Here is a 20,124-nt window from a genome sequence, read left to right on the forward strand (position 1 = left end):
TGGTACGCGGTTTGCAGCCTAACTACGAGAGCAGTATCAATAGTAAATATAAGAAGGAATAACTCATGTCTGTAAAAGTTGAAGACCGCCCAATAGAGCAAGTACGCGAACAAGTGATTGATCAATTAATTTATAATTACAGTCATGGTGTTATTTCTGTTGATGCATTTGAAAGACGTTTAGATAATGCGATGGATGCACCTAATAACGAAGCACTGCTAGCCTTAGTAGAAGACTTAACACTTAATACCGATCAGCAATATAAAGCAGAAAAACAATCGCAATTTACACCACATTATAGTGCACAGCAAAACAGTGATGATGATTTTACATTACGCAGTATTTTAGGATCTAACGAGCGAAGTGGTCAGTGGGTTGTGCCAAAAAATATATATTTGAGTAACTTTATGGGATCGGTGGTGCTTGATTTTACTGATGCTATTTTTGCGCATCAAAATGTAACTATTCACGTTAACTGTATTTTTGGTAGCGATGAAATTTACGTACCAGAGCATGTCAATGTAGTGTCTAAAATGTTTTGTATTTTAAGTAGCCTTGAAAATAAATCTGTGTCGCTTAACAAACGCCAAGGCCCTACGATTCATATTGAAGGAAAGGCAGTAATGGGCTCGGTTGAAGTGAAAATAAAGCGCACAATTAAAGAAAAATTTATAAGCTTTGCAAATGAGCTAAAAACCCAGTTTGGCACGGGTAATAATAACCGCTCACTATAATTGAGTAGCAGCACTTTAACGTGCTGCTTGGTATTTTATTATAAATCGTTATTTCGCTCGCTTGGTATATCACTTAAATACTCTACAAACTCAACTTCAAACCCTGCAGGATCAATAAAGTAGACATTCTTTCTGAAAGGATTCTCGCTACCTTGCTTGCTTAGAGTAAAACCCGCTTTATTTAAGCGCATTACTACTGCGCTTAAATTATTAGTTACATAAGCAAAGTGTGCAAAACCAATTTGATGGCCCGATAAGTTTCTGTTTTCACCCTCCCCATGACTGCTTATCGCAATGTAATGCGTGTCATCTCCAAAGTGTACCCAGCGTCTTGGTTTTCCATGCCAGTCACCTCTGCCTTCACTTCTAATCGACCAATGTGGAAATACAGCGCGATAAAATGTAAGCATACTATCTATATCACTCGCGACTAAGTTTACGTGCTCTAAATACATAATTTTATCCTATCAGTTAAGTTAGGAGTACGATAAAACCTCAAGTTAACTTTAGGTAAAGTGTTATTTAAAATTAATTTATTTAAATGCAGATAATTATTTTTTAAAAATATTTAAACTTTTCAATCTTGTATAAAAAACAAACACAAGTATTTGGGGTTTATTGTTTACTTTATGGCAAAAGTCGCTAAAATACGCCGGCTGAAATATATAAACGTTCTTTTACAACCCAAAGGTAATACCATGCATCCAATGTTAAACATTGCGGTTCGCGCTGCGCGCAACGCAGGCAAAATTTTACTTCGCGCAAGTGAAGATTTATCAAAAGTTGAAGTGCAACAAAAAGGCGCTAACGACTTAGTAACTAACATTGATAAAGAAGCCGAAGCCGTAATTCGTGACACTATTTTACAGTCTTACCCTACTCACTCAATTGTTGGTGAAGAACTAGGTGAGCATAAAGGCAAGGATGATGATTACCAATGGATTGTAGATCCTATTGATGGAACAACTAACTTCATCAAAGGTATCCCTCATTACGCGGTTTCTATCGCACTTAAAGTTAAAGGTCGTTTAGACCAAGCTGTTATTTATGATCCAATTCGTGGTGAGCTTTTCACTGCATCTCGCGGTCAAGGCACTCAGTTAAACAGTAAACGTCTACGCGTTAGCAAAACTACGGTTCTTGCAGGCACTGTACTTGCTACTGGTTTCCCTTTCAAAAATAAAAACCACATGGATGCATACACTGAAGCGTTTAAAGCATTGTTTGTACACACTGCTGATATTCGCCGTGCAGGTTGTTCTGCTTTAGATATGGCATACGTTGCAGCTGGCCGTGTTGATGGATTTTTTGAAATTGGTTTAAAACCTTGGAACTCTGCTGCGGGCGAACTAATGGTTAAAGAAGCGGGCGGTATGGTTGTAGATTTCGCCGGTGGTAATAACTATAACCACAGCGGCAATATTATCTGTGGTTCACCAAAACTGACTCAAGCAATTATTCGTGAAATTCGTCCAGTATTAACTGAGTCGTTACTTCGCTAATTAAATGCTATTAATAGCATACTAAAAAGGAGCCCAGGCTCCTTTTTTTGTGCCTAAAAATAAGGGTTATCTAGCTTCAACTCTACTGTTTTACCTTTTTCGTAAGGTAACGAGTTTAAATCTTTTGCGAAATATTCATCAAATAAAGCATCAAACTCGCCGTTTGTCTGCATTAATATTAAGCCCTCCTCTACAGCCTTTGCCAATTCGGGTTTACTCTTAGTCACAAAATAATATATACCCGTTGGGTAGCTTATATATAAATTAGGCACAACGACTAAGTTACTTTGTTTGTTTTCAATAAGCTCAGAATTAATCTCAATAAACGAGCGAGGAAAGTAATCTATTCGCCCACGGCTCGTTAAAGTGAACATGGCTTGGTAATTGGTAAGCGGCCTTACACGTAAGCCGTTATAGGACATTATTCTTGTATCTGGCCAGTTGTGACCCTGCACTGCTGAAAACTCTCCTAGCTGCTCTAGGGTTTTTACGTCTTTAAAGCGTGCTACGTTTTGTTTATTAGTGAGTAAAGCCCGCTTTCCTATGTAACCTTTAAATAGTGGTATTTTAATAGCTAAAGCAAGTGCCTCTCGCTCTGGACTACTCATACTCCAATACATATCTAGTTCGTTATCATTTAGGTTTATGAGCTTACGTTTTTGCTGTTCTGATATGGGAGTCATCCTAATAACCCCAGGATAGTTAACACTCTCAAGTGCACGTACCAGTAACTCACTTAAGTACTCTTCTCGTGCGTTTTGAGTATCTTGCTTTTGGGCTACATTAATTATTTGCTCTTGCGCCATAAGTGCAAAACTTGCAAGCAGACCAAGTACACTGGTCGAGATTTTTATTGGCAACATAATAATTACCTATTTTTATTTAAATTACCTGCTTATTGCTTGCTAGGCGCACCACTGCGGGCGCAGGCCCTTTACGTTTGCAAATAAACAAATAACTATGGCGATAACGTTTGGCTTCTTTTTTAGCATCAGTTGCGAGTGCTGCAACTTGGTGACTGTTTTTACATTGTTGTAAATCAGGCTCAACTAAGCCAATCGATAACGTTAGTAGAGGCACAAATTGCTTTTCTCCTTCACGATTTGTGGCCCAATACCCTTCGCTCTTTATGTGCTCAGGTGTAAAAAATATACGAGACTGGAGTTGAAATCGCTCAATAATGGTATTGCATATATCAACCGCGTTGTGCTGATCAAACACCACCATAAAGTCATCGCCACCTATATGTCCTACAAAGTTAGCACTATTTTTACACGCTTGCACTGTTACATCAGCTAATAGTTTAATTACACTGTCGCCGCTAGCGTAGCCGTATAAGTCATTAAATTGCTTAAAATGATTTAAGTCTATATACGCGAGTGAAAACGGATTACTACCTTTTAATCGCTGCTCTATAGCTTCATTAATTGCCACATTACCAGGGAGCATAGTCAGTGGATTAGCGTGTTGTGCATGGCGTATTTTTTCTTCGGTTATGTGTTTTAAAATATCGCGAAGCGGCGCTAAACCTAAATAAGCGTTTTCTCTGGTTATCACTATATGGCGGCGTATATCAAAGTCTTGCTCAGTTATTTGTTTACTTACGGTATCGAGTAATTGGTTTTCGTCAACGACTAAGGGCTGCTTATCCATCAGTGCAGTAACGGGGCGTTTATCGTAAAGAGCATGCCCATAGGGCGCTGCAAAAACTTCTGTTAATTGATCTCTGTGAAGTAACCCTACTGGCTGGTTTTCAGTATTTAACACTGCAATGCTTATGAGTGATTTATCTTGCTCAAAGAGCTTATGCGCATCTTTACAGCGAGTGTCGCTGCTTATTGCAAGTTGCGTAATCGATAAGCGACCTATGGCCATAGATTGATCAAACAATGTGTTTGATTGCGTAAATGAAATAGCTTTTAGTTGCTCTGAGCTGAAATCTTCACTTGGCTTTATGCTTGGCTTTTCGAGTAAAAACCCTTGTACATTACTAATGCCTAAGTTTTCTACAAATGTAAGCTCTTCTGGACGTTCGATGCCTTCGGCAATAACCTGAGTATTAGTAGCTCTGGCCAAAATAGTAATAGATTTCAAAAACTCTTTTTTAACTTCGCTTTCATCACAATGATCAATAAAATAGCGGTCAATTTTTACAAAATCAGGGCATAGTTCAGACCATTGCTTTAACCCTGAATACCCAGCGCCTAAATCATCTATTGCTATAGTAAAACCGAGATCTCGATAATGGGCTATCGTTTTTAATAACAAGAAGCCATCATCTACTTTTTCTTGCTCAGTAACCTCTATAACTACACGGTTAGCAGCTAAGCCAAATTGCTCTATTAGGTGCAATGTTTCCCCTTTAGGGTGGCAAGGGTCTAGTAGTGTTTTAGGGCTTACATTTAAAAATAATTTACCTTGTAGGTTAAGCCTTACAAAGTTTTCAATCGCTTTAGAGCGACATAGTAATTCAAGCTCAGAAATTAAACATTCCTCATGGGCAACTTTAAATAACGTATTAGGCATTTCTAACGGGCTATTTTTAGGTCCTCGACTAAGTGCTTCGTAACCTAAAATAACTTGATTACTAATATCAAAAATAGGCTGAAACAGCGTTGTTATTTCACCGCTTTTTAAAATGTACTCTAATACTTTGCGCTGAATCGTCACGTATTTGCCTTACAACTATTTTGATTGGAGCAATAAAGTACCAAGTGTGTATGACATTTTTATTGCGCAAAAAAATGCGCTCATAAAAAAACCGCTCATAAGAGCGGTTTTTATTAAGTACAAACCTAGTTACGGCATAGCGTCTTGGTCTGCGCCTTCTTTTTCTATCACTTCAGGTATTAAATCTTCTTTGCTTACGCCCATTGCTATAGCAACAGAGCTTGCAACATAAATCGAAGAATAAGTACCAATAAACACACCAAACAGTAATGCAGTTGCAAAACCATGAATGGTTTGTCCGCCCCATGCAAACAAGGCAATCAATACTAAAATAGTCGTGATTGATGTTACAAGTGTACGGTTAAGTGTTTGCGTAAGTGAAATATCAATAATTTCTATCGTATCGTCAATGCGTACCTTACGGAAGTTTTCACGTATACGGTCTGATACAACAATCGTATCATTGAGTGAATAACCAATTACCGCAAGAATTGCCGCTAATATAGTTAAATCAAACTCTAAACCTAATACCGAAAATAAACCCACAGTAATGATAACATCGTGTAGTAGTGCACCTACCGCACCTACTGCAAAGCGCCATTCAAAACGAAACGCAACGTAGATTAAGATACAAATAAGCGCAGTTAACATGGCAAGGCCACCCTGCTCTTTTAAGTCTTCACCTACACTTGGGCCTACAAATTCAATACGGCGCATTACTACGCTGTCGTCTGCTTTTTTAAGTGCATCGATTACTTGGTTACCAATCACCTCAGCTTTTACATCGCTACCGCGTGGTGCTAAGCGAACTAAAATTTCTTGGCTTGAACCAAATAGCTGCACTGATGCATCAGCAAAACCATTATCAGCTAGTGCATCACGTACTTTTTTAAGGTCAGCCGGTTGTGAAAAACCCACTTCTACCGCAGTACCGCCGGTAAAATCTAAACCAAAGTTTAGGCCTTTGATAAAAATTGATGCAAACGACGCTAAAATTAGTAGCGTCGAGAAACCCATAGCCACTTTTCGAAGAGACATGAAACGAAGGGTTCTACTACCCAAACTTAAAATTTGCATGTCTGCTCCTTAAATCGAAAGTTTATCAATGCGTTTACCACCAACAAATAAGTTGATTACCGCACGGGTACCAACGATGGCTGTAAACATTGAAGTTAAAATACCAATCGCAAGTGTCACTGCAAAGCCCGCAATCGGACCTGTGCCCACTGCAAACAGTATAATGGCAGCAATTAGTGTCGTGATGTTGGCATCAAATATAGTACTAAATGCGCTATCGTAACCAAAATGAATCGCTTGTTGAGGGCTACGGCCATCGGCCAGCTCTTCACGAATACGTTCAAAAATAAGTACGTTAGCATCAACCGCCATACCTACCGTTAATACAATACCGGCAATACCAGGTAGCGTAAGTGTAGCGCCCGGAATTAAAGACATAACACCTACAATTAGTACTAAGTTAGCCGCAAGCGCAAGGTTTGCAACCATACCAAAACCTTTGTAGTACACAAGCATAAACACAAGTACAAACGCAAAGCCAAGTGCAACCGCAGTCATACCCGCTTCAATATTTTCTTGTCCTAAGCTTGGACCTACTGTGCGCTCTTCAACAATTTGAATTGGCGCTACAAGTGCACCAGCACGAAGTAGTAAGCTTAAGTTATGTGCTTCTGCTGGGTTATCAATGCCGGTAATACGGAACGAGCGATCAAGACGGGCTTGAATCGTTGCTACGTTAATAACTTCTTCAACCTTAATAGGCGGAAGCGCTTTACCGTCTGCATCTTTTTTACCTGATGGCTTGTACTCAATAAATACCGTTGCCATACGCTTACCAATAGCACGCTTGGTAAAGGCATTCATTTTTGCCCCACCTTTGCTATCTAACGTAATACTTACTTGCGGACGTTGGTATTCATCAGCGCCAGATTGCGCGCCCGTAATATGGCTGCCCTCTAAAATAATACGCTTTTTAAGTACAACAGGGTAACCGTCGCGGCTCATGATCATTTCAGTACCCGCTGGGATACGACCTTGGGCAGCAGCGCTAATATCTGCGTTTTCGTCTACTTCACGAAATTTAAGTGTTGCTGTCGCGCCTAAAATTTCTTTAGCACGTGCAGTATCTTGAATGCCTGGTAGTTGAACAATAATACGCTCAGCGCCTTGGCGTTGTACGTTAGGCTCTGCAACACCAATTTGGTTGATACGGTTACGAATAATCGTTTCATTTTGCTTGATAGCGTAGTCACGAATCTCTTTGAGTTTTTGCTCACTCATTGTCGCAAAAAATGCTTTATCGTTACTGCTGTCATCAATGTAGACATTTAGCGGGTAGCGAGTTTCTAAGAAACTCTCTGCAGCATTTTTGTCTTCTTCGGTACGCATTTCTACACGCATACGATCGGAGCCTGCTACGCGGCGAACACTACGATAACGTAGTTTTTCTTCGCGCAGGTCACTGCGAAAATCTTGTTCCATTTGCTCAAGCTGGTTATCAACCGCTGTTGCCATGTCGATTTCCATGGTGAAATGTACGCCACCACTTAAATCAAGACCTAGCTTCATAGGGTTACCACCAACCGCTTTTAACCAAGCTGGTTGAGCAGGTGCCATATTAATAGCAGAAATGTAATCGTCGCTCAGCGAATCACGCAGTAAATCATGCGCTTTGAGCTGTTCTTCAACATTTTTTAAACGAACTAAAATTTGTCCATCTTCAAGTATTGTCGATTTAGCGGTTACATTATTTTTTTCAAGGATTGCGTTTACTTTGTCTACAACACTGAGATCGACATCAGCGCCTTTAGCACCTGAAACTTGTATGGCCGGATCACGACCATACAAGTTTGGAGAGGCATATAAAAGGCCAATGGCTACCACAGCTAAAACAAGTAAATACTTCCAAACTGGAAACTTGTTTAACACGGGGTCGTCCTTATTATTTTTATAGCGACTTCATTGTGCCTTTTGGCAATACTGCAGATACTGCAGATTTTTGTACTGTAACTTCTGCTTGCTCGTTTAAAGAGATAACGATGAAATCTTTCTCTTCAGAAATTTTCACAATTTTACCCACTAAACCGCCTTGGGTAAGTACTTCATCACCTTTAGCCATCATACTCATTAAGCTTTTGTGCTCTTTAACGCGCTTAGCTTGTGGGCGGTAGATTAAAAAGTAAAAAACCAAACCGAAAATAGCTAACATTATTAGCATTTCCCAACCACCGCCTGCCGCAGGTTGACCAGCTGCTGCGTGTGCATTTGAAATAAATAAACTCATGATACTTCCTCTTTAATTTTAAAGTTTAATTTTTTATATCTGCTAACTCTGGCACATCTTGGCCTCGGCGAGCATAAAAATCTTGTACAAATTCTTCTAATTTACCTTCGCTAATTGCATTACGTAAACCTTCCATAACACGTTGATAGTAACGTAAGTTATGAATTGTGTTTAGTCGCGCACCTAAAATTTCGTTACATTTATCAAGGTGATGCAAATAAGCTCGTGAATAGTTTTTACACGTATGGCAATCACACTCAGGGTCAAGTGGCCCTGTATCTGTTTTATGCACTGCGTTACGTATTTTTACTACACCCGTGGTAATAAATAAATGGCCGTTACGCGCATTACGTGTTGGCATAACACAGTCAAACATATCAATACCACGGCGAACCGACTCAACTAAGTCTTCTGGCTTGCCTACACCCATAAGGTAACGAGGCTTGTCTTCTGGCATTTTAAACGCACAATGATCAAGGATATTCATCATTTCGTTTTTAGGCTCACCTACTGATAGGCCGCCTAATGCATAACCGTCAAAACCAATTTCTTCAAGACCAGCTTGTGATTGTGCACGTAATTCTGGGTACATACCACCTTGGATAATACCAAATAAAGCAGATGGATTATCGCCATGCCCTTCTTTTGAGCGCTTAGCCCAACGAAGAGATAACTCCATAGAATCTTTAGCTTCTTTTTCAGTCGCTGGGTATGGCGTACACTCGTCAAAAATCATAACGATGTCTGAGCCTAAGTCACGCTGTACTTCCATCGACTTTTCAGGCGACATCATAATTTCATCACCATTTACTGGAGATTGAAATAAAACGCCTTCTTCAGTGATTTTGCGCATTGCGCCTAAGCTAAATACTTGAAAACCGCCTGAGTCAGTTAAAATTGGGAAGTCCCAATTCATAAAGTCGTGTAAATCACCATGTTGTTTAATGATCTCAGTACCTGGGCGAAGCATTAAATGGAAGGTATTACCTAAACATATTTGCGCACCAGTGGCTTTAACTTCATCTGGCGTCATACCTTTTACAGTACCGTAAGTACCAACAGGCATAAAAGCAGGTGTTTCTATTACACCTCGGTCAAAAATTAAGCGGCCGCGGCGCGCTTTTCCGTCAGTACAATCTAATTCAAATTTCATATCATCCTCAATGTCGGAAAAACAGTCCAACAAGCTATAATTTAACCGCCTGATTCTACCCTTTTTGCCTCACTAATACTATTAGCTGCGATAAATTCAGTTTTGCCAATTGCCGCAAACAAAAACCCCAGCAACTAAGCTGGGGGTTTTAATATATTCTACTGAGTATTAAACAATATTTTGTTACTTACGTGTTAAAAACATGGCGTCGCCATAACTAAAAAAGCGGTACTGCTGCTCTATTGCAGTATTGTAAGCGCCCATAATATTGTCTTGGCCGCTAAATGCGCTGACTAACATTATAAGCGTTGATTCTGGTAAGTGAAAATTTGTGACCATGGCATCAACAACATTAAATTGATAACCCGGAAAAATAAATATATCGGTATCACCAAAATACGTATCTAACTTGCCGCCGTGAACTTTAGCAGCCGACTCTAATGAGCGAACTGAAGTTGTGCCTACCGCAATTACACGCCCACCATTTGCTTTAGTTTGCGCAACAGCTGCAACTACGTCATCAGGTACTTCTATGTACTCTGAGTGCATTACATGCTCATCAACACTATCAACTCGTACCGGCTGAAAAGTACCAGCGCCAACGTGTAGCGTAACAAAAGCCATATTTACGCCTTTATCTTTGAGTGCTGTCATTAACTTATCGTCAAAATGTAGACCTGCAGTTGGTGCTGCAACTGCACCTGGCTTTTCTCCATAAACAGTTTGATAGCGCTCACGGTCAGCATCGGTATCAGGTCGGTCAATATAAGGAGGCAGTGGCATATGGCCAATATCATTAAGTATATCTAGCACGTTTTGGCTATGATCGAACTCAAGCTCAAATAAAGTATCGTGGCGTGCAACCATTATTGCCTTGGCTTTGCCTTCTAAAATAACTTCGTTACCGACCTTAAGCGACTTACTTGCCCGTACATGCGCAAGTACGCGATGCTCATCTAATACCCGCTCTACAAGTACTTCAACTTTTCCGCCTGAAGCTTTTTGACCAAACATTCGTGCTGGAATAACGCGTGTATTGTTAAAGACCAATAAATCGCCTTCGTTTACTAAATCAAGTATATCGCTAAACACTTTATGTTCTAAAGTTCCGCTTGGGCCATCTAAAGTGAGTAGACGGCTGCTGGTTCTGTCCGCTTTAGGAAAACGAGCTATTAATTCATCAGGTAAGTCAAAGCTAAAGTCAGCCACGCGCATAATTAGTAATCCACATCATTTAAAATCGCGCCAAGTGTATATGTATCGGATATTAAGCTCAAGAAATCAGCCAAACTTATAATGTCTGTTTGCGTGTTTGCCATTAAATTCTCTTGTTCTTATGGTTAAATGTCACTATTCTTGTTCGGCTAAATTATTATAAGTTATATTAGGGGTGTTCAACTCGTGCCAAACCAGCTTAAATTGCTAATATTAAACGCAAGTAGTGCTGAACGTCGCGCGATTAAGGGCACTTTAGATAGCTTAAATGTATTTATCTTTATTGATGCCCAAGACAGTCAACAAGCTTTAAAGCTTTTAAAACAACACCCTGTTGATATTATAATAACGGGCATTAATGTTGGTAAAATTGATGGCTGGCGCTTTTCTAGGATGATCCGCTCAGGGTTATTAAAAACATCAAAAAACACACCAATCTTACTTATTCCGCCAATTTACTGTGAGCGGATTGCCGAAACAACAGCCCGAAGCTATGGGATAGATGCTGTACTACCGTTTGAGCACAAAGATATGCTCCCTCAAGTACTTGCGAATGTTTTATCTACTCACTTAGAAAAAAGTAGCCGGCTAAATTTATTATTATTAGAGCCACTTCAAAATACGGCCGACAAAATAAGTGAACAGTTAAAGTTAAACTTTGCTATCACTCACGTAACTTCAGCTAAAGCGGCACTTAACGCTTATAACCAACAACAGTTTTCAATTGTGCTACTCGATGCCACTACATCAAGTGCAGAGAGCTCGAGTGTACTCGTTGAAGAAATCCTCCAGCACAATTCTAAACAAGCTATTGTTACAATTATAGAAAGTGACGATGCCGATTACGCTGAGCAGCTTTTGCTTTCGGGTGTTACCGACTTTATCAGAGCCCCTTACGATCCTTCATTTTTAAACAAAGTCTGTGACCACGCCGCACGACGTGAAGATTTTATGGTGAGTTATGCTGAATTTGCTTACAAAGTAGAACAATTGAGCGTGAGCGAAGTGCGTTACAAAGAGTTATTTTCAGCTCATCAGCGTATTTTATTGCACTTAAATACAGTTGTTTTAGAGCTCGATCAGCAAGGTAATATTCGTTTTATTAACCCCGCATGGGAAACATTAAGCGGTTTTGGTGTTAAATCATCACTACAAAACCCATTAAGCGCTTATTGTAATAACGAAGATAAAGAAAGGCTTGACTACACTATCAACGATATTTTACACGGTGGTAAGCAACAGCAACAAATAGAAGTAAAGTTAACCCACAAAAATGGCAATTTAATTTGGGTTGAATGCAGATTGCAGCTAATAAAAAATAGTCGTAATAACGCGACTATAACCGCAACTATCGACAATATACACGAACGAAAGCAAGCTGAGATTCAACTACGTCATTTAGCACACCATGACCCATTAACTGGTTTACATAATCGTTATTATTTTGATCAACAGCTTAATAAAATATGCCAAGATAAATACACCTATGATGGCATAGAGCATGCTGTTATTTATATTGACCTCGATCACTTTAAAATAATAAACGACAGTAAAGGCCATCATCAGGGCGATATAGTTTTAAAAGAAGTGGCGCAATTATTTAAAGCAAATATTGGCGACGATCACCTGGTATGCAGAATTGGTGGGGATGAATTTGCAGTCATACTTACCAATATGAATTTACTGGATGCACACCTTATTGCAGAAGGTGTGTGTAGTGCGATAGAAAAACATGCTTTTAAATCAGAAGATCAGATATACACTATTAGCTGCTCTATTGGTTTAACTCAAATCACGACACAAAATAACGACCCTAATGAGTGTTTAAAACAAGCCGATATTGCTTTGTATATTGCCAAAAACCTAGGGCGTAACTTAGTACATTGCTATTCAAAAGAAGATGCTCAAAACAATACACTACAAACAGGGCTTGAATGGGGCCACGAAATTCGCCAAGCACTACAGCAAGATAATATTGAACTACATTACCAACCTATTTGGGATTTTAAAGAGTGTAAAGTTGCTTATTTTGAAGCGCTTTTACGCTTAAAACTAAAAGGTGAACTCGTATACCCAAATCAGTTTATTCCCTCTTTAGAAATGCTTAACGACACATTTTTGATGGATCAATGCGTTATACGTAATGCTATTGCTTGTGTATCTAAGCACCCAGAGTTAAACCAAGTTGCTATCAATTTGTCTGCACAATCGTTCTTAGATGAACGCTTATTGCCATTAATTGAATCAAACCTTGAAAAGTATAACGTGCCTGCTTCGCGGATAATTTTTGAAATAACTGAATCTGCGAGTATTAATAACCTAAAGGCCACTCGTAAAATGATTGAGAAGCTTAATAGCTTAGGCTGTCATTTTTCTATCGATGATTTTGGAACTGGATTTAGTACATTTAATTATTTAAAACAGCTACCAGCACAGCATGTGAAAATTGACGGCTCATTTGTCAGTGATATGCTCAATGACCCTATAGATTTAGCGTTAGTAAAAGCAATAAATGATATTAGTCGGTCTCTCGATAAGCGCTCTGTAGCTGAGTACGTTGAAAACGAAGAGATATTTTTTGCACTAAAAGAAATTGGTGTTGATTATGGGCAAGGCTACTTTATTGCACGCCCAATACCTGTTGAAAAAGTAAAAGATGAACTCGAAAAAATTTCTAAAAATAAAACGTTTTACCAACAACAAGCTAGCCCAAAATAAACAAAATTAAACAATTTTAATCATTTTATTACTACCAATATTACCTTTCTTGCCTATACTTTCAGCATCAAATAAAAAATGTCGTGACTTTTTATGTATTTCACTTTAAAAACATGACATTACCTTTTGGCGGCGTAGTACCGATATTTATAGTGGGTTTCAAAGCTATTTAAGCTTTTAAGGAAGAAGGTATGACACAACTAGTTATGTTATTACTGATTATACATTTTGCAATCGCGTATCAGTGCTACCGCTACGCGAATATTAAAGGCTACCCAGTTAAGGTTTTTACTGTATTAGGCTGCGTGCCTTACTTTAACTTGGTGGTATGGATTTATTTATTATTTTTACCTGAACTTGAGCCTTTTGAAAGTCATCTTCAAAATCAAAAGCAGCCTTTGTAGGCTGCTTTAGTTCACTTATTATTCTGCTTTAGAAAAATCTAAACTACATTGACGCTTTAAAAACACCTCAAGCTGTTGACTAAATAGCCTAAAGTCTCGAATTCGGCCCGTAGTTTTACGCCACAAGATACCAATATCTCTATATGCATCACTTTGTGATGGTGTAGCCACCATATTTTTATTATCTAAAATACCCGCATTAATCGCCATCTGTGGTAAAAAAGTCACCCCGAGCTGATGCTCAACCATGCTTAATAGAGTATGTAAGCTTGCAGCTTCAAATGGGTTAATACAACTGGCACGGTTTAAATGACATGCACTAAGCGCATGGCCCGTCATGCAGTGCTCGCGCTCTAATAAGAATACGCTAGCCTCTGGTAATAGATTAAAGTCGACTACGCCCTTTGCAGCGCTGTAATCCTTATGGTGCACTAAACTAAACTGATCTTTTGCCAATACTTGTGTATGAAATTTATCTGTTTCGTACGGCAGTGCAAGTAGCGCTAAATCAATATGCCCATGTTCAAGTTTATCCAGTAGCTTGTCACTCGTATCTTCAATTAATACCAGCTCTAAATCACAAAAGGTTTCTTTACAAAAATGATAAAGCGGAGCCGCTATAAAGCTTGCAATTGTAGGTATAACACCCACAGTCAGCTTACCACTTAGTGGTGTTAAAAAGCTTTTTGTAAGCTCTTTTAAACTAATTGTATCGTTAATTATTTTACGAGAACGCTCAACAACTTCTTCACCAATACTGGTAAACATAAGGCTGCGATTTTCACGCTCAATTAGCTGACAGCCTAGTGTTTCTTCAAGATTTTGAATAGCGCTACTTAAAGTAGATTGTCCTATAAAGCAGGCACTAGCGGCTCTGCCAAAGTGCTGATGTTGATGAACAGCTAATAAATACTGTAGTTGTTTAATACTTGGAAGGTTAGTCATTTTTTCTTTCCACAAATAAAAAGACCCCAACACCTAGGGCATTGAGATCTTTTCAAGCTAAAAGTCTTTGAGTACTTTTTTATTAAACCCCAAATGCGGTTCTTAGTACGTAGAAAATAACAATAGCAAGGGCAGCGCCAACTGGCAATGTAATTACCCAAGAAACTACAATGTTTCTGATAACGCCCATGTTAAGCGCGCCAATTCCACGTGCCATACCTACACCTAATACCGCACCCACTAGGGTTTGAGTAGTAGAGATTGGCATACCAGTACCTGAGGCAATAACAACGGTAGAAGCAGCAGCTAGTTCAGCAGCAAAACCACGGCTAGGTGTTAAATGTGTAATACCTTCACCGATTGTTTTGATTACTTTTTTGCCTAAAATAGCAAGACCAGCAACAATACCAAAACCACCTAGAGGTAGAATCCACCAAGCAATAGCTGCTTTTTTAGCAATTTCACCATTGTTTTCAACAATGTTTACAACAGCTGCTAGTGGACCAATTGCATTAGCAACGTCATTAGAACCATGTGCAAATGCCATACAACATGCTGTTAGTACCATAAGAACAGCAAATACTTTTTCAACATTGTTGAACTGCATTTGTTTATCTGCTTTTGGATCAATATTTAAGCGAGATATGGCAATTTTACCAATCACAGCAACAACTATTGCAACACCTACTGACAGTGCATAGCCTTCAGCTGAGCCTAGGTCTATACCAACGTGCTTTAAGCCCTTTTTAATTGTAACCAATGCCATGATAAAACCTGCTAAGCCCATATAAAGAGGGACATAACGTTTAGCATTTTTTAGTGGTGCATCTGTATTAAAAATAAGTTTTTGTGCACTCATGAATATTAAGTATGCAATAAAGCCTGATATGGCAGGTGTTATAATCCAACTACCTACAATACCACCTACTTTATCCCATTGAATCGCCTCAGTACCTACTGCAACTAACGCAAAACCAATGATTGCACCAATGATTGAGTGAGTTGTAGATACAGGCCAACCTAAGAACGAGGCCATTAATAACCAAGCACCGGCTGCAAATAAAGACGAAATCATACCCAGAACCATTAATTCCGGAATATCTGCAAATGGTGCTGCATCAATAATTCCTTTACGAATTGTTGATGTAACCTCACCACCTGCTAAATAGGCGCCTGCAAATTCAAAAATCATCGCTATAAAAATAGCTTGTTTGATTGTTAGCGCTTTTGAACCTACAGATGTACCCATGGCGTTCGCTACGTCGTTCGCGCCAATACCATAAGCCATAAAAAAGCCGACTGCTGCGGCAATTAAAATTAATACCGTGCCGTAAGATGCAATGATATCCATTGTAAAACCTTAATCTTTCGTGTTTGAACTGATTTTAAATTAACGAGCTAACATCAGCTCAAGACGTGATCCTACGCGCTCTGCAATATCTGCAAGCTCGCCAACCCATTCAATGATTTTGTACAAAAACATAACATCAATTGGATTTAACTCACCCTCTACATCACGTAGCTGGCGGCGTACTTTTATCTGCATTTCGTCCGTGTCTTGTTCTATGGCATCCAATTCAACTAACATTTTTTCTACTAAGGTGACTTCTCGACCTTTAAAACCCGTTTCTAGCAATTCTTCTAATTCGTTAATTGCTTTAGATGCTTGTTTAGTCGCATCTACACAACGGGTTAAGTAAGCTAAGAAATCAGCTTGCATAACTTTTGGAATGGTCATTTCACGACCAATCACTCGCCCTGCAATATCTTTTGCTTTATTGGCAATTTTATCTTGTTGAGTTACTAATTCGAGAAGATCTGTACGCTCTACCGGCATGAATAAACCACGTGGTAATTGTAAACGTATATCTCTTTTCATATCATCAGCTTCACGTTCTAAATTGCGAATAGTGATGCGAAGCTCTTCAGCTTGTACCCACTCTTCTTTAAATACGTGATTAAAAAAAGGTATCAAGGCTTTACTTGCTTGATGAACCTTCTTGATGTGTTCTTCCATTGGTTTGATAGGAGATTTTGCAAATACTCCTAAAAACGCGTTTGTAGGCATAACTGACCCTTTAATCAAATTGATATGCTTTGCAGCATGAATTTTACAGTATTAACCAAGATTGTGAACGCTTTTTATTACTTCACTAAGGCTTGCAATGCACAAAGCGGCACTAAGCCGCTTTAATAAAAAAGAAAAATAGGTAAAAAATTATAGCGATTTTTCTATATCTTCTTGAGATGTATGACGAATATCTTTGCCATTTACAAAATAAATAATGTATTCCGCAATATTTTGACAGCGATCCCCTATGCGCTCTAATGAACGAACAGACCAAACTAAGTCCATAATTTTAGGGATTGAGCGTGGATCTTCCATCATATAAGTCATTATTTGACGTGTGATAGCTTCATATTCACGGTCAACTTTTGCATCTTCTTTATGTACTTGAAATGCGCGCTGCACATCCATACGTGCAAATGCGTCTAGTACATCATGTAACATCTTTAAAACTTGGCGGCCCATATTCTCAATATTTACTAGCAAGTCTTGTTGATCTTTAGTAAATGAGTCTAGTGCAACTTTAGCAATTCGCTCAGCTTCATCGCCAATACGTTCTAAATCTGCAATAGTTTTTGCAATTGCAATCACTAAACGTAAGTCACTTGCTGCAGGCTGACGACGAGCAATGATACGCGTACATTCTTCATCAATGCTGACTTCCATTGCATTTACTTTGTAATCGTTCTGACGTACCTTTTGAGCAAGCTCAGCATCGTTACGACTCACCGCATCAAGCGCGCTATTTAATTGCTGCTCAACTAAGCCACCCATACTCAATACATGGTTACGTACATTTTCTAGTTCTTGGTTAAAGCGCCCAGAAATATGCTTATTAATATTATGTTCCATAGTTACCTTCTCTCTTAATCTTGTACAACACGCTATAACGGGCTAATTAACCGTAACGACCGGTAATGTAATCTTCAGTCTTTTTCTTCGTTGGTGTAGTAAATAAGGTATTTGTGTCTGAGTATTCAATCAATTCGCCCATATACATAAAGGCTGTTTGATCAGATACACGCGCTGCTTGTTGCATGTTGTGTGTAACAATAACAACGGTAAATTTGTTTTTTAAATCGTTTATTAGCTCTTCGATTACCAAAGTAGAAATAGGGTCGAGTGCTGATGTTGGTTCATCAAGTAAAAGTACCTCAGGCTCAATTGCAATTGAGCGAGCTATAACTAAACGTTGTTGCTGACCACCCGATAAGCCAAACGCGCTATCGTGCAATCTATCTTTTACTTCATCCCACAAAGCAGCACCACGAAGTGATTGCTCTACTACTTCATCTAATTTACGTTTCTCTTTAATGCCTTGTAAGCGCAGGCCATAAACTACATTTTCATAAATTGATTTAGGAAATGGATTAGGGCGCTGGAACACCATGCCTACATTACGACGAAGTGCTGCTACATCTACGCTCTTATCGTAAATATTTTGACCATGGAGTAATATTTCACCTTCAATACGGCAAATATCAACCAAATCATTCATGCGATTAATACAACGCAGTAATGTTGATTTACCACACCCAGACGGCCCGATAAACGCAGTTACTTGGCCTTTAGGAATGTTCATATTTACTTTATTAAGCGCCTGCTTATCACCGTAGTAAAGATCGAGGTCTTTAATCTCTAGCGCTTTTTGATCATCCGTTAAATTTTCTAGGTCTAACTTTTGACCAATATTAGCTTGGTTTACTTGTGGAGCGACTGTAATCATTTTTGTTACCTATAAAATCTTTACTAATTAGTGTTCAAGCGATCTGAATTTTTCACGTAAATGGTTACGTATACCAATGGCCGTTATGTTTAGGGTAATAATCACCGACACCAATAAAAAGGCAGTGGCGTATACCAGCGGACGTGCCGCTTCAACATTAGGGCTTTGGAAGCCAACATCGTATATATGAAAGCCTAAGTGCATGAACTTTCTATCTAAGTGAAAATACGGGAAGTTACCATCAAGTGGTAATGTAGGGGCCATTTTTACAACGCCTACTAACATTAAGGGTGCAACTTCACCTGCAGCACGCGCAACTGCCAGTATTAAACCAGTCATAATTGCAGGGCTTGCCATTGGAATAATTATGCGCCATAACGTTTCAACCTTTGTTGCGCCAAGCGCTAGCGAACCGTCACGTACGGTACTTGGAATACGAGATAAGCCTTCCTCAGTCGATACAATAACAACTGGCAAAGTTAATATAGCAAGCGTTAACGCCGACCACATTACACCTGGCGTACCAAATACTGGCGTTGGGGCCGCTTCAGGGTAAAATAATTGGTCTAAGCTACCACCTAACATGTATACAAAAAAGCCGAGGCCAAATACACCGTACACAATTGAAGGCACACCGGCCAAGTTAATCACCGCAATACGAATCATCTTAGTGACTGCATTTTTAGCGGCATACTCGTGTAAGTAAATTGCAGCAACAACACCAAACGGCGTCACTATTACAGCCATCAGCATAACCATAAACACAGTACCAAATATAGCAGGGAAAACACCGCCCTCTGTATTTGCTTCTCGTGGGTCATCAGATACAAACTTACCTAGCTGCACAAAGTAGTGCCCTAGCTTTGCAAAAAAGCCCATATCATTTGGAAACCAAACATCAAGTACTTGATACATTGGAATCGTAACTACTTCACCGCGCATATCTTTTACAGTTACGTGGTCACGTTTAGCTTGTTTACGTAGTGCAAATAAATCTTTTTCAAGTACACCATACTGCGCACGTAATTCAGCACGCTCTTGAGCAAGCTCAGCAACACGTTCATCAGTGAGTGCGTTATCTAGTAAGTAGCCCTTTTCTTTTAAACGAAGACGCTCAAGCTCATAGTTAATATGCCCAATGTCACCATTTTGTAAATCAAGTGCTTCGTCGTTTAAATCCACGGCACGCTCTACAAGTTCATGTAGAGCTTCAATTTTATCGCCTTCGACTGGTTTACCATCTTTAATTACACTTTCAACATAACCATAAAAATTACCGTTTTTACTACGCTCAAATACAGCAAGCGTTGCTGGCGTTGTTTTATTTTTAATGTCGGTTTCCAATATCCAACGAAAGTCTAAATCTACATACTCACGATTACCTGTTTTAATAAGTAAGCGCTCTATTTCTTCTTTTTCAAATCCGCTAACGTCAATACCTGTCGCGGCTAAACGCGTTTTTGGTACTAATTCACGGTCATAAACTTCGCCAATAACGGTTTGTTTTGAAATTGACCCTTCAAGTTCAAACTGCACAACTTCTGAAGGCCAGAAAAAACTTAATCCTTTCCAGGCTATCATTGCTAATAAGCCTAAAACTGAAATTAAACTGATGCTCACTGCACCACCGGTCATCCAAATCCAAGGAGAACCAGACTTAAACCACTGCTTTACCATGTCATGTCTCT

Annotated in this window: 18 protein-coding genes; 4 read left to right on the plus strand and 14 right to left on the minus strand. The window is 39.2% G+C overall.

The features are described 5' to 3' along the window. Positions 1-65 precede the first annotated feature (65 nt). Positions 66-734, plus strand: coding sequence for a LiaF domain-containing protein (locus I6E69_RS05945; protein WP_039488234.1), 669 nt, complete (start codon positions 66-68; stop codon positions 732-734). Between the two features lie 38 nt (positions 735-772). Here I6E69_RS05945 and I6E69_RS05950 read toward each other — a convergent pair whose 3' ends face one another. Next, complete coding sequence (locus tag I6E69_RS05950; protein ID WP_002957825.1) at positions 773-1,189, minus strand: VOC family protein; 417 nt, start codon at positions 1,187-1,189, stop codon at positions 773-775. 243 nt (positions 1,190-1,432) lie between these two features. Here I6E69_RS05950 and suhB point away from each other — a divergent pair, with 243 nt between their 5' ends. Further along, positions 1,433-2,236 (plus strand): inositol-1-monophosphatase, encoded by an 804-nt coding sequence (gene suhB, locus I6E69_RS05955; protein WP_002957826.1) that lies wholly within the window; start codon positions 1,433-1,435, stop codon positions 2,234-2,236. Between the two features lie 53 nt (positions 2,237-2,289). On the opposite strand, the gene I6E69_RS05960 is transcribed toward suhB, so the two are convergent. From I6E69_RS05960 to queA, 7 genes are all read right to left on the minus strand, one after another. Continuing rightward, positions 2,290-3,099, minus strand: a complete 810-nt coding sequence (locus tag I6E69_RS05960) for an ABC transporter substrate-binding protein (protein ID WP_197120819.1) — start codon at positions 3,097-3,099, stop codon at positions 2,290-2,292. 19 nt (positions 3,100-3,118) lie between these two features. Continuing rightward, positions 3,119-4,906, minus strand: a complete 1,788-nt coding sequence (locus I6E69_RS05965) for a GGDEF domain-containing protein (RefSeq protein WP_197120820.1) — start codon at positions 4,904-4,906, stop codon at positions 3,119-3,121. A 129-nt stretch (positions 4,907-5,035) separates the two neighbouring features. Continuing rightward, a complete protein-coding gene (secF, locus tag I6E69_RS05970) occupies positions 5,036-5,983 on the minus strand; it encodes a protein translocase subunit SecF (RefSeq protein WP_002957828.1) in 948 nt (315 codons plus the stop codon). A gap of 9 nt (positions 5,984-5,992) precedes the next feature. Further along, entirely contained in the window at positions 5,993-7,852 is a 1,860-nt protein-coding gene (gene secD, locus I6E69_RS05975) for a protein translocase subunit SecD (protein ID WP_197120821.1), read from the minus strand. Positions 7,853-7,871: 19 nt separating this feature from the next. Then, positions 7,872-8,207, minus strand: a complete 336-nt coding sequence (yajC, locus tag I6E69_RS05980; protein ID WP_002957830.1) for a preprotein translocase subunit YajC — start codon at positions 8,205-8,207, stop codon at positions 7,872-7,874. Positions 8,208-8,232: 25 nt separating this feature from the next. Beyond that, on the minus strand, positions 8,233-9,360 hold the full coding sequence (gene tgt / locus I6E69_RS05985) for a tRNA guanosine(34) transglycosylase Tgt (RefSeq protein ID WP_002957831.1): 1,128 nt from the start codon (positions 9,358-9,360) through the stop codon (positions 8,233-8,235). A gap of 183 nt (positions 9,361-9,543) precedes the next feature. Beyond that, a complete protein-coding gene (gene queA, locus I6E69_RS05990) occupies positions 9,544-10,575 on the minus strand; it encodes a tRNA preQ1(34) S-adenosylmethionine ribosyltransferase-isomerase QueA (RefSeq protein WP_002957832.1) in 1,032 nt (343 codons plus the stop codon). 186 nt (positions 10,576-10,761) lie between these two features. Between queA and I6E69_RS05995 the strand changes: the two genes are divergently transcribed. Together I6E69_RS05995 and I6E69_RS06000 are read left to right on the plus strand one after the other, a co-directional pair. Then, the gene (locus I6E69_RS05995) at positions 10,762-13,293 is read left to right on the plus strand and encodes an EAL domain-containing protein (protein WP_197120822.1); all 2,532 of its coding nucleotides are present in this window, start codon (positions 10,762-10,764) and stop codon (positions 13,291-13,293) included. A 191-nt stretch (positions 13,294-13,484) separates the two neighbouring features. Beyond that, on the plus strand, positions 13,485-13,697 hold the full coding sequence (locus tag I6E69_RS06000) for a hypothetical protein (RefSeq protein ID WP_002957835.1): 213 nt from the start codon (positions 13,485-13,487) through the stop codon (positions 13,695-13,697). Between the two features lie 18 nt (positions 13,698-13,715). Here I6E69_RS06000 and I6E69_RS06005 read toward each other — a convergent pair whose 3' ends face one another. The 6 genes from I6E69_RS06005 to pstA form a co-directional block, all read right to left on the minus strand. After that, positions 13,716-14,642, minus strand: a complete 927-nt coding sequence (locus tag I6E69_RS06005; protein ID WP_002957836.1) for a hydrogen peroxide-inducible genes activator — start codon at positions 14,640-14,642, stop codon at positions 13,716-13,718. An 82-nt stretch (positions 14,643-14,724) separates the two neighbouring features. Next, positions 14,725-15,993: an inorganic phosphate transporter gene (locus I6E69_RS06010; protein ID WP_024597536.1), complete on the minus strand. Its 1,269-nt coding sequence runs from the start codon at positions 15,991-15,993 to the stop codon at positions 14,725-14,727. A gap of 39 nt (positions 15,994-16,032) precedes the next feature. Next, positions 16,033-16,710: a TIGR00153 family protein gene (locus tag I6E69_RS06015; RefSeq protein WP_002957838.1), complete on the minus strand. Its 678-nt coding sequence runs from the start codon at positions 16,708-16,710 to the stop codon at positions 16,033-16,035. Between the two features lie 150 nt (positions 16,711-16,860). Next, on the minus strand, positions 16,861-17,562 hold the full coding sequence (phoU, locus tag I6E69_RS06020) for a phosphate signaling complex protein PhoU (protein ID WP_007586465.1): 702 nt from the start codon (positions 17,560-17,562) through the stop codon (positions 16,861-16,863). Between the two features lie 46 nt (positions 17,563-17,608). Continuing rightward, the gene (pstB, locus tag I6E69_RS06025; protein WP_002957840.1) at positions 17,609-18,436 is read right to left on the minus strand and encodes a phosphate ABC transporter ATP-binding protein PstB; all 828 of its coding nucleotides are present in this window, start codon (positions 18,434-18,436) and stop codon (positions 17,609-17,611) included. 27 nt (positions 18,437-18,463) lie between these two features. After that, positions 18,464-20,113, minus strand: coding sequence for a phosphate ABC transporter permease PstA (pstA, locus tag I6E69_RS06030; protein ID WP_002957841.1), 1,650 nt, complete (start codon positions 20,111-20,113; stop codon positions 18,464-18,466). Between the last annotated feature and the right edge of the window lie 11 nt (positions 20,114-20,124).

This window comes from Pseudoalteromonas sp. NZS100 (genome assembly GCF_015864815.1).
Classification (GTDB): Bacteria; Pseudomonadota; Gammaproteobacteria; order Enterobacterales; family Alteromonadaceae; genus Pseudoalteromonas; species Pseudoalteromonas distincta.

What these genes read in the sequence shown, in the direction of transcription:
- I6E69_RS05950 (WP_002957825.1), bottom strand. Translation starts at nt 1,189, where the DNA reads ATGTATTTAGAGCACGTAAACTTAGTCGCGAGTGATATAGATAGTATG.
- I6E69_RS06015 (WP_002957838.1), bottom strand. Translation starts at nt 16,710, where the DNA reads ATGCCTACAAACGCGTTTTTAGGAGTATTTGCAAAATCTCCTATCAAA.
- I6E69_RS05945 (WP_039488234.1), top strand. Translation starts at nt 66, where the DNA reads ATGTCTGTAAAAGTTGAAGACCGCCCAATAGAGCAAGTACGCGAACAA.
- tgt (WP_002957831.1), bottom strand. Translation starts at nt 9,360, where the DNA reads ATGAAATTTGAATTAGATTGTACTGACGGAAAAGCGCGCCGCGGCCGC.
- queA (WP_002957832.1), bottom strand. Translation starts at nt 10,575, where the DNA reads ATGCGCGTGGCTGACTTTAGCTTTGACTTACCTGATGAATTAATAGCT.
- yajC (WP_002957830.1), bottom strand. Translation starts at nt 8,207, where the DNA reads ATGAGTTTATTTATTTCAAATGCACACGCAGCAGCTGGTCAACCTGCG.
- phoU (WP_007586465.1), bottom strand. Translation starts at nt 17,562, where the DNA reads ATGGAACATAATATTAATAAGCATATTTCTGGGCGCTTTAACCAAGAA.
- secF (WP_002957828.1), bottom strand. Translation starts at nt 5,983, where the DNA reads ATGCAAATTTTAAGTTTGGGTAGTAGAACCCTTCGTTTCATGTCTCTT.
- I6E69_RS05960 (WP_197120819.1), bottom strand. Translation starts at nt 3,099, where the DNA reads ATGTTGCCAATAAAAATCTCGACCAGTGTACTTGGTCTGCTTGCAAGT.
- pstB (WP_002957840.1), bottom strand. Translation starts at nt 18,436, where the DNA reads ATGATTACAGTCGCTCCACAAGTAAACCAAGCTAATATTGGTCAAAAG.
- I6E69_RS06000 (WP_002957835.1), top strand. Translation starts at nt 13,485, where the DNA reads ATGACACAACTAGTTATGTTATTACTGATTATACATTTTGCAATCGCG.
- pstA (WP_002957841.1), bottom strand. Translation starts at nt 20,113, where the DNA reads ATGGTAAAGCAGTGGTTTAAGTCTGGTTCTCCTTGGATTTGGATGACC.
- I6E69_RS06010 (WP_024597536.1), bottom strand. Translation starts at nt 15,993, where the DNA reads ATGGATATCATTGCATCTTACGGCACGGTATTAATTTTAATTGCCGCA.
- I6E69_RS06005 (WP_002957836.1), bottom strand. Translation starts at nt 14,642, where the DNA reads ATGACTAACCTTCCAAGTATTAAACAACTACAGTATTTATTAGCTGTT.
- suhB (WP_002957826.1), top strand. Translation starts at nt 1,433, where the DNA reads ATGCATCCAATGTTAAACATTGCGGTTCGCGCTGCGCGCAACGCAGGC.